Below are 10,080 nucleotides of genomic sequence, written 5' to 3' on the forward strand. Positions count from 1 at the left end.
TAAGTTCTAATTTCTGAATACCTTTCTCTTCAAGTTGTTTGACCATAGACTGACATTGGCGATATACCGCATTAATCGAGAATCCACCAACAAATAAATTTGCGCTCTTATTGCCAACCTGCAACTCTTCAATCACATGATCATATGAACCATTGGGAAGATGCTCCCCTCTCATGAAAGGCGTTTCAACGCCGACCCAAACAACTTTTCTTGAATCTATTTTCTCAAGACCTTCAAAGTTCTTGACGCCTCCATATGTGCAAGGAAACAAATAAATCATAACATCGAGTTTCTTGTGCGCAAATCCCATCTCAGGAAAAGCCAAAAATTGCGTAATTGCGAAAGGTGCTGCCACAGTCAAGTTTGCATATTTTTGCTCAATAAGACGAGCAAGCTTCATATGCAACATAACATCATTGCGATATTCAAGACTTCTTTCCACAATGGCATGATCTTGAATTATTACAGGAGGATATGGAAGGCCATAAGAACACAGAAAACCGACAAAAATCAAAGCGATGATACCACGCTCAACAACTCTCTCGTTCTCAACCAAGCGACAAATAACATAAAAAATTCCTAAGATCAAAGACGGCAACAAGATAAAAGTATACCGTGGGGGGATCCATCCAGAATTTAAAAATAAAATAAACCATCCGGCCGAACAAACAAACATAACCGCAACTCGATAATGATCATTTAAAAAACAAACGATTCGGCTAAGCACGCTTCCTTCTTTTCCTTTTAAATCTTGAATCGCAAAAGCAACAAATCCAACCAAACTTAAAAGATAAAAATAACTAATCGGAAACGTTTTCATCAAAGCAAACCCCTGAAACACGCCTACTTTATCAACCTTCCCTCCCAAATCCATAAAATAAAAAAGAGCCAAAGTCCCTAAAATAACAAACAACATCGAAAGAACGCCTGAGCCAAAAACCCTAAAATTTTTCTTTTGTTCTCGCCCAAAGAAAAATAAATACACCCCAACAAAGAAAATCGCCCCACCCATATACGCAGCATATAACTTAGTAAAAACGGCTAAACCAGAAAAAATAGATGAACGAAAAATCTTTTTTTCAGATAAATAAAAAAGTGACAACATGACAAAGAGCAAGGTCGGAACCTCCATGTTAATTTGCTCAATCTGACTTTGAACCAAAGGCAAAGACAAAAGAAAAATAGACAATAACATCGAAAGCTTGTCATTAAAAATCCTGCGCGCCAACGAACGGAAAAAAGAAAGAATCAGAGCGCTCAACCCAAAAATAATCAAATGATTAACAGCTAAAAATAATTTTGTATTTGGAATCAGCTTCATCAAAATCGCTAAATAGGTCGGATACAAAGAAAATAAATATGCTTTTGGGCCCCCTCTAACAAAAAGAGTTTCCTTCGAAAGAGCGACATAATCAAAATTATGATGAAAAAGCCAAATTGCTTCAATCACAGGGCCACTTCCTGAGTCACCATAAGGAGGAAAAAATAAAATCTCGAATTTCGTAATCAGTAAATAGGCAAAAACAGCTAAACCAAATCGAAGAGGACTCGCATCCTTAAGATACCGCATCGAAAGCAATAAAAAAGCAAACCCTGAACAAAGAACCTCTAACGGTCCCCAAAGAAGCTCGTGCATTCTACCAGTGTAAAAATCAAAAGAATAGGCAGAAGTCGGCCCTGTAATGCTATTCAAAAATGGAGCTGCTCCCTTATTCAACAAAGCCACAGTCCAAACATCGGCAAACTGCTTAACAATCAAAGAAAAAACAATTAATATAATTGATGAAACAATCCACTTTCTTTCATTTTTATCGTTCAGCCAAGATGGTATTTTCATTATTTTTAATTCCCCTTCGCCTTAAACTTATTTAAAATTGGATTAAAACAAAACGCTTTTAGATGCATAAAAAAATGAAAGATCGAAATTCTTTCAAAAGCAAACATATAGTAGGAAAAATGTATCATAAATAAAAGATCAAACAAAAACGGAATTCGAAATTTCGTCAGCCAAACTAAGAAATTAGAAAAAATGGGGAATTTTACACATAAAAAATAAACTTTTTTAAGATTCGAAATCTGCAAAGAATCTTCTGAAGCAACGCACAGAGAATGATGAACCGTAGGGGAAAATTCTCTATCAGTAAAAAACGCACACTTTACATCTGGCAATTCAGCTAGCTGAGTTCCTGGATAAGGCTGAAAAAAAGCCGACCAAAGATATGACGGATTTAACTTTTTATAAAAATTCATTCGATCGATATGATCTTTAACAGAATCTTTTGGCAATCCAAACATCACACTTGAAACATATTTAATTTTATATTTCTTAAGCCATTGCGCAATACGCAAAATTTTTTCATCTGTAACACGCTTTTGCAAAAGATTAATACGCTGACTCTCATCCCCGCTCTCAACAGCAAAAATAAAATTATTAATATAAGATTCAGAAAGCAATTTAATGTCTTCTTCATCTAAATCAGATAAAAAATTATAATTCGCGCTAAAAGGTATCTTAATTCGAAGTCTATACAAATCAAGAAATTCATAAAGCCACTTACGATCTAGCCAAAATACTTCATCAGTAAAGAAAATAAACTTTACACGCTTTCTTTGTGAAATCTGATATTCTATTTCTTCGATGGCACGCTTCGGGCTTTGCTTGCGAAGATACCGGCTTCCTCCAAAATATTTTCTTAAAGATAAATTATTACAAAACGAACAGCTCCCAGGACACCCCCTACCTGTCGAAACTCTCAAATAGGAACTACGACGAAAAGAAACATAATTATCATAAAGATGCCGATCATGAAACGGCAACCGATCTAAATCAACTAAACTCTCTGGCATAGGATTTTTTTGAATCCCCTGAGCTGTCTTAACCCATAATCCTTGAATCTGACAATATGACTCTTTGCGATCTAGGCACTGACATAGTTCCCGCATGACATACTCACCCTCGCATAAACAAACAATATCAACGCCAGGATGATCAATAATTTCAGGATTTAAAATCGCATCAATATTACCAAAAATAGTGCGCGTTTCGATAGACTCTTTTATCGTTTGAGCTAACTCAAGAAAATAGTTTCGGTTAGCTCTCAAAACTGAAAAGCCGACTAAATCAGGTCCAAATTTATTTAATTTTTGTAATATTTTTTTCTGCGAGAAATGATCACAATAAAAAAATTCTACTTGATGTCCAGCTTCCTTGAGAACGGCAGAGATATACATATATCCCATATTCTCGACCATAATATTCTGGATTAATGCAACTTTTGCCATGTATTACCCCAAGCCAATGGTATAGTCAACAACATACTGTGGTCGATTGCGCGATTCATCAAAAGTACGCCACACATATTCACCTAAGATACCGAGCATTATCATTTGAATGCCTCCTAGTACAAAAATCGCGACAATAAGGGAAGACCATCCTTGGCCGGGAATCCCAAAAAAGAAATATCGACAAATAATTGAAAGAGCATATACGAAACCGCTAAATGCCATCAAAAAACCAAAAATACTTATCAAGCGAATAAAAATATCGCTAAAAGATAAAATCGAATCCAACAACAGCTTAACCTTCATCCTCAAATTCCATTTAGACTTTCCTTTGTGCCTGGCCTCTTTCACATAACATATAGTCTCTTGTGTAAAGCCTAACCAAGCAATCGCCATATAAATTGAGCTATGCTTTTCCGGCATTTTTCTTAACGCTTCGATAACCTTTCGGTCAATCAAAAAAACATCTGCACCCAAGGCCGACACTTGGATATTCGTCAATGCATTAATCAGCGCATAATAAATTCTTGAAAAAATCCTTACGCTAAAACTTTCCCCATCTCTTCTTGAGCGAGCAGCCCAAACTGTCTTTGCTCCTTTTTCCCACTTCTCCACCAAAGAAGAAATTAACTCCGGAGGATCCTGCAAATCTGCCGCAAGCGCAATAGCACAATCGCCACAACAAGAATTCAACCCAGCCGCTAAGGCAGCATGACTTCCAGAGTTACGCGCAAAACGAATGGCCTTAACTCTTTTATCTTTTTCGTTTAGAATTTTCAGCATCTTTTGCGTATCATCGGCCGAGCAATCATCAACAAAAATAAACTCAAAATCATGTCCTTTGACCTTCAAAGCAACATCAGATAAACGCTGATACAATTCATCCAAATTTTCTTGCTCATTAAATGCGGGAATGATGACTGAAATCATAAGTTTTTCCTCAAGATTAATTTGTTTTTAACTAGTTCTTTCAATTTCTTTTGCAGGATTTCCTGCAACAACTCTTTTTTCTCCGACATTTGTGACAACATTAGAACCCATTCCAACTAAACTTCTTTCTCCAACAGAGACGTTTTCTCGAATCGTTGCCGACGATCCAATGTAAGACTGTTCGCCAATCTTAACAGATCCAGAAATCGTTACATGACCACCAAAACAACAATAATCTGCAACACACACATCATGTGAAATAACAGCCCGAGACAAAATCATGCAATGATTTCCAATGCTTACTCCTGCGCTAACAAAACTGTACGGCATAATAACAGTATTAACTCCAATGTGAGCATCTTTAGAAACAACACAAGACGAATGAATGATGGTTGCCCATCGCTTTAGATCAATATTTAGATTATCAATAATTTCTTTTCTCTTTAAATAAATATCTGGATGTGCTGGAACAGCTAAAACATAGGTATCCTTGTACTCATCAAAAACTTCGCGTCCTCCTAGAACCTTAACACCGCAACATTGTTTTTCTTTTGTTTCTGAATCATCATCAACAAAGCCAACAACATCCCACTCATTCGATAAAATTGGGCAAGATTGAATCGTTACAAGCGTTTCTCGAGCGCTTCCTCCAAAAGGAAATAAGAGTAACTTTTTAGACATTTCTAAAAACCTCAACAACTTTTTCTAAATCTTCTTGAGTAATTTGATAAAATAAAGGCAAAAGAATCCCCTGATCTCTTGCCTTATCTGAATTTGGCAAAAACCATAAATCTGTTTTGTACGGAAGTTCACGATGAGCATTCATAACGCAGGGACGCGTTGAAACACCTTGATCCAAAAAGTGTTGCATCAAAGAATTGCGATCCATTGGCGAACGCTCATTAATAACAACAGGATAATTCTGCCAATTACAACGCGCGAAAGAAGACTCTTTAAATGTTTTTAGCCAAGAAATGTCTGAAAGATTTTTAGAATAGAAATCAGCCGCTTCTTTTTTTCGACGGATCATCTCTGGCAATCGTTTTAACTGCTCAATACCAATCGCAGCCTGAATATCTGTCATGCGATAGTTGTAGCCTGTGACAATATAATCCTCAATAATAATCTTCTTTGATTCATGTCGAACAAGATCAGATACAGCCATGCCCTGATGCCGCAACAACCGAAACAATGCATCATATTCTTCATTGCTTGTTGTCAGCATTCCACCTTCCCCCGTCACCAAAGGTTTTCTTGGATGAAATGAAAAGCAAGCAACATCAGCGTGTGGTTTTCCAATTTTCTCCCATGTCTTTCCTTCATCCAGAGATATTTCACTACCGGTTGCGAATGCCGCATCTTCAACAACAGGAATCTTATGGGAATGAGCAATCGGCAAGATTGCTTTTAAATCAGATGGAATACCCATCTGATGAACAACTAAAATAGCAGCAATACGGCCGCAGTTTTCAATCTTTCCTTTGTCTTCGCCAACAAGAATTGACAAAGGTGACTCGCTTCGAATCAGCTTGTTAACATTTTTATAAAACAATCCATTTGGCCGTTTCTCACATTCATTTAGCAAAAATTCTTTAAGACTCTCCGGGCACATATTAAAACCATCTTTTTCAATATCAATAAAAACTGACTCTCCGCCACAATATCGAGCAGCATTAGCCGTTGCAATAAAAGAATGGCTAACTGTAACAACAATATCTCCAGGCTTAACGCCAACAGCCAAAAGAGCCAAATGAAGCGCAGTTGTGCAATTAGATACAGCACATGCATGTTTGGATCCAACAAAAGTAGCAAAAGCATCTTCAAATTCTTTTACTTTTGGACCTTGCGTAACCCAGCCTGAACGAATCACTTCAGATGCCGCCTCAACCTCTTCTTCACCAAGAAATGGACGAGTAATCGGTATTATTTTTTTCAAATTTTCTGATTCTCTAGCCATTCAACTAATTTCCTTAATCCTTCTTTTAAACTAACCTGTGTCTTAAAATTAATTTCTTTTTCCGCCTTCGAAACATCTGCCAATCGACGCACAACTTCAATCTTATTTCGTTCTTCTGGCATCGGAATATATTTTGGTTTAAGGTTAGATCCCATCACCTCAAGAAGAGCGCAACAAAGATCCTCTAAAGATGTTTCGTTTCCACTGGCACAATTAAAAACTCCGTTGCATGCATCAGCCGTAAGCGCCAAAACTGTAGCTCGAGCAACATCTTCAACGTAAACAAAATCCATAGTTTGCTTCCCATCACCATAAATTAAGGGTTGCTCACCTTTTTTAATTAAATAATACCATCGAATCAAAACCTCTGTATATTTTCCATGAGAATCCATGCGTGGACCAAAAACATTAAAATAACGAAGCGTATTAAATTTTAATCCTCTTGTCTGATAAAAAGATTGAAACATAAGTTCATTTGCCACTTTAAACGCACCATACAATGTATAGCAGTTATAAGGATGATGCGTCTCTTCAATAGGAAAAATATCGGCTTGCCCATAAACAGATGCTGTTGACGACAAAACAGCCTTCTTTATATTATTATCTGCGCAAGCTTCTAAAATGTTAAATGTTCCATCGACGTTTACTTCTAGCGCATGACGCGGCTCAGCAACACACTGAATAATCTTTAATGATGCCAAATGGAAACAATAATCAATCCCTTCAAATGTCTTCTTCATCAAATCAACGTCGCGGATATCCCCTTCGACTAAACGAGCGCGACCCGAATCCATAGCTAGCTCAATATTCTTTTTTAATCCTCTAACAAAATTATCAATAATGATAACTTCCTTCGCTCCCTGGCCGATCAATTGATCAACAACAAAAGAACCAATACACCCTGCCCCGCCAGTTACGACAATTCGTGAATTTCTTAAATCATTCATTTTTAGAAATACTCCTGGTAAATTTCTTTAGCTCTATTTGAAAAACGTCTAATCGCCGATGCTCTCCCACTTGATGAAAAAATATTATCCGACAAATCCTTACGACTCTCTTGTGCTAGCCCAATCGAAGCAGCATAAATCGGTGGACTGCTTAATCGCTTAGACTCAACCCCTACTTTTCCCATATGCGTTAAAAGCTTAGTTTCTTTTTCAACTCGCTCCATCAAACCCGGCAAAAGCGACCCGCCTCCGCTCATAACAATGCCTGCCAATAAATGACGACCAACTTCTACTTCCTTTATAATTAAACAAACTTGAGAAATAAATTCTTCAATAGAAGAACAAATTGCCTTCGAAATATCTGAACGCTGTATTGGAATATATCCAGCATCACGCTTAACCAAGACTTCTCCTTCTTGTCCCTCATGACTACAATCTGGAACAACAGCATACGAACGCTTAATGTCTTCCGTTAAGTCAAATGGAAGACCAAGAGCACTACTAATTTCATTAGTTAAATGGTCTCCTCCCCAAGAAATGATGCGCACAGTTTTAAGGGTAGAATCCTTAAAGAATAAAAGATCTGTTGCCGTTGTACCAATGCTAATAAAAAGACACCCATCCCTTTTTTGTTGAGCTGAAAGACAAATCTTCGCTGCCGATAATGACGAGAAAAAGACATTTGAAACCTCAAAACCAGCCTGATTAACCGCTTTGTACATATTATTTACCAAATTATTCTTCGCAACCAACAAAAGACTGTCTGACTCAAGCTTACGCCCGTAAAGCCCTAAAGGATTTGTCGCCACATTAAATCCATCGATCAAATATTTAGTCGGGAAATTATAAAATAATCGCTCATCTAGCTCAACACCCAAGAGACAAGCCTGATGATTAATTCTTCGCAGATCAAATGATGTAATTACTTTACTCCCCTTGTCCGTTAAAGGAAGAACTACGTGGCTTTCTCGACTTTCAACAAGGTGACCACCAAACCCTAAATTAACATTTTTAACTTTCACTCCTGTTTTCTTTGTCAACCCTGATAAAATCGTATGAATACAATCGCACAGCTCACGCAAATCACTAACAGACGAATTCGCTAATCCTTGCGTGCTTAATTGTGAAACACCCAAAAGATCGCTCTGACCTTTTTGGACTCGCATAATACTAGCTTTAATCTTTTGACAACCTAAATCAAGGCCGCAATATATTTTTTCTTTAATCATTTTTCTTTAATAACCGGTTGCTTGAATCGTAAATCAATATAACGAATATTCTCAGGCTTTAAATTAGCCTTATCAAATATTATTTTAAGAGTCTTCATTTTTTTATCAATATCATCTTGATCGACAATAATCTCAAGCCCATTGTCGAGATAAAAATAAATTTTTGATAAATTTTCAACATTAATTTTCTCTAAGCTAACATTAAAAGATTTGAATTCTCTTTCCAGTATTCTTAAGATTGAAAGCGCAACTTGAAGACTTTTGTCAGAAATAACTCTCCCGACAACAATATTGTCTGGATGATACGAAATGCCTAAAACTAATGGCAGGCTTTTATCGGTTGAGTTTTTAGAAACAACAAATCCCTTTGAATCAACGACAACATATGTTCGACCAATATAAACAGCTGCGCTTGGCTTTCGCTCAATAAGCTCAATTTCAATTATATCTGGTAAACGTCGTAACGCCCGAACGCGTTCTGCCTCAGGATAGGCCCACTTAAGCTGTCTTTGGAGCTCCTCTAAATCAATTTCAAAAATATTCTTTCCTTTCAAATGAGAAAAGCGCTCTAGGCCCTTAAAACTTTCTCCCGACGAAGAAACAATTTCTTGAACCCGAAAATAGGAAGAATCCACAAACATCCAATAAATTTTTCGCGCAGAAACAAAAACAGCAAATGCCAACAAGAGAAATACAACCATATAGGGAATCAACCGCCCTTGAAAAAAAGAAGAATTGGATTTCTGATTTTTACGTTTTTTTATTTTTTTCGCCATAGCTAAAATTCACAATAGTTAAACAAAGTTGAATAAAATCAATGCCCGATGCTAATGCAGCTTTAGGAAGGAGACTTGTGGCTGTCATTCCGGGAATTGTATTTAGCTCTAAAACATAAGGTTTATTATTTTTATCCAAAATAAAATCAACCCGTGAGAGATCAGAACAACCTAATGCATAATGCACTTTTTGAGCGATATCTTTGATTTCTTCAGATAACACGCTATCAATTTCAGCAGGAACAATATAATCGGTTGTTCCCGATTCATATTTAGCAGAAAAATCAAAAAAATCGTTTTTTGGCCGAATTTCGACAACTGGCAAAGCCTGCGCTCCTAGAATTCCTGCCGTAAACTCTTTGCCGGGAATATATTGCTCAACAATAACTTCACTATCATAACAAAAAGCTCTCTTTACTGCATCATTTAAATTGTTATAATTTGTAATAATACTAATACCGATGCTAGAACCTTCTGAGCAAGGCTTAACCACAACTGGGCAGCCATTAAATTTTTCAGTAATTATTTCCAAATAATCATCGGCTTGTGAAGAAAAAGCAACATGAGGAGGAACCAAGACTCCATGCTCTTCAAGTATTTGATAAGTTAAGATTTTGTTAATCGCCAAACTATTCGCCTTTGGCCCAGATCCAGTATAAGGAATATCTAAAGATTCCAGAATTTCTTGAATCTTTCCATCCTCACCAAATCGCCCATGAAGTGCAATAAATGCAATATCAATTTTCTCACGAATCAAGCGTTCAACAACCTTTATTCTATCTTCAGAATGAATATCAATCAAAACAACATCGCATCCTCCCTCTTTAAGAGCCTTGGCTACCGCTGTTCCAGATTTAATCGAAATATTCCTCTCAGATGAGCATCCACCCATTAAAACGCCAATGCGTTTTAAGAAAATGTCCTTATCCATTTCAAGACTTTGATTCATATCAAGACTG

Annotated in this window: 9 protein-coding genes; all 9 read right to left on the bottom strand. The window is 36.8% G+C overall.

Features of this window, described 5'->3' with window-relative positions:
* Positions 1-1,837 (bottom strand): hypothetical protein (locus PHY73_08390; protein MDD3375719.1); only part of this gene is annotated, 1,837 nt, incomplete at its 3' end.
* 5 nt (positions 1,838-1,842) lie between these two features.
* Positions 1,843-3,282: a radical SAM protein gene (locus PHY73_08395; GenBank protein ID MDD3375720.1), complete on the bottom strand. Its 1,440-nt coding sequence runs from the start codon at positions 3,280-3,282 to the stop codon at positions 1,843-1,845.
* A 3-nt stretch (positions 3,283-3,285) separates the two neighbouring features.
* On the bottom strand, positions 3,286-4,212 hold the full coding sequence (locus PHY73_08400) for a glycosyltransferase family 2 protein (protein ID MDD3375721.1): 927 nt from the start codon (positions 4,210-4,212) through the stop codon (positions 3,286-3,288).
* 27 nt (positions 4,213-4,239) lie between these two features.
* Complete coding sequence (locus PHY73_08405; protein ID MDD3375722.1) at positions 4,240-4,893, bottom strand: NeuD/PglB/VioB family sugar acetyltransferase; 654 nt, start codon at positions 4,891-4,893, stop codon at positions 4,240-4,242.
* Positions 4,886-6,169, bottom strand: a complete 1,284-nt coding sequence (locus PHY73_08410; GenBank protein ID MDD3375723.1) for a DegT/DnrJ/EryC1/StrS family aminotransferase — start codon at positions 6,167-6,169, stop codon at positions 4,886-4,888. Before PHY73_08410 ends, PHY73_08405 begins: the two co-directional genes overlap by 8 nt.
* Positions 6,145-7,116 carry an SDR family NAD(P)-dependent oxidoreductase gene (locus tag PHY73_08415; protein MDD3375724.1) on the bottom strand — a complete coding sequence of 324 codons (972 nt, stop codon included), beginning with the start codon at positions 7,114-7,116 and terminating at the stop codon, positions 6,145-6,147. The genes PHY73_08410 and PHY73_08415 overlap by 25 nt, the downstream gene beginning before the upstream one ends.
* A gap of 2 nt (positions 7,117-7,118) precedes the next feature.
* On the bottom strand, positions 7,119-8,345 hold the full coding sequence (gene ftsA, locus PHY73_08420; GenBank protein MDD3375725.1) for a cell division protein FtsA: 1,227 nt from the start codon (positions 8,343-8,345) through the stop codon (positions 7,119-7,121).
* On the bottom strand, positions 8,342-9,046 hold the full coding sequence (locus PHY73_08425) for a cell division protein FtsQ/DivIB (protein MDD3375726.1): 705 nt from the start codon (positions 9,044-9,046) through the stop codon (positions 8,342-8,344). The genes ftsA and PHY73_08425 overlap by 4 nt, the downstream gene beginning before the upstream one ends.
* Before the next feature lie 49 nt (positions 9,047-9,095).
* Positions 9,096-10,070: a D-alanine--D-alanine ligase gene (locus PHY73_08430; protein ID MDD3375727.1), complete on the bottom strand. Its 975-nt coding sequence runs from the start codon at positions 10,068-10,070 to the stop codon at positions 9,096-9,098.
* Between the last annotated feature and the right edge of the window lie 10 nt (positions 10,071-10,080).

Source organism: Candidatus Omnitrophota bacterium (assembly GCA_028693815.1).
GTDB lineage: Bacteria > Omnitrophota > Gorgyraeia > Zapsychrales > Aceulaceae > Aceula.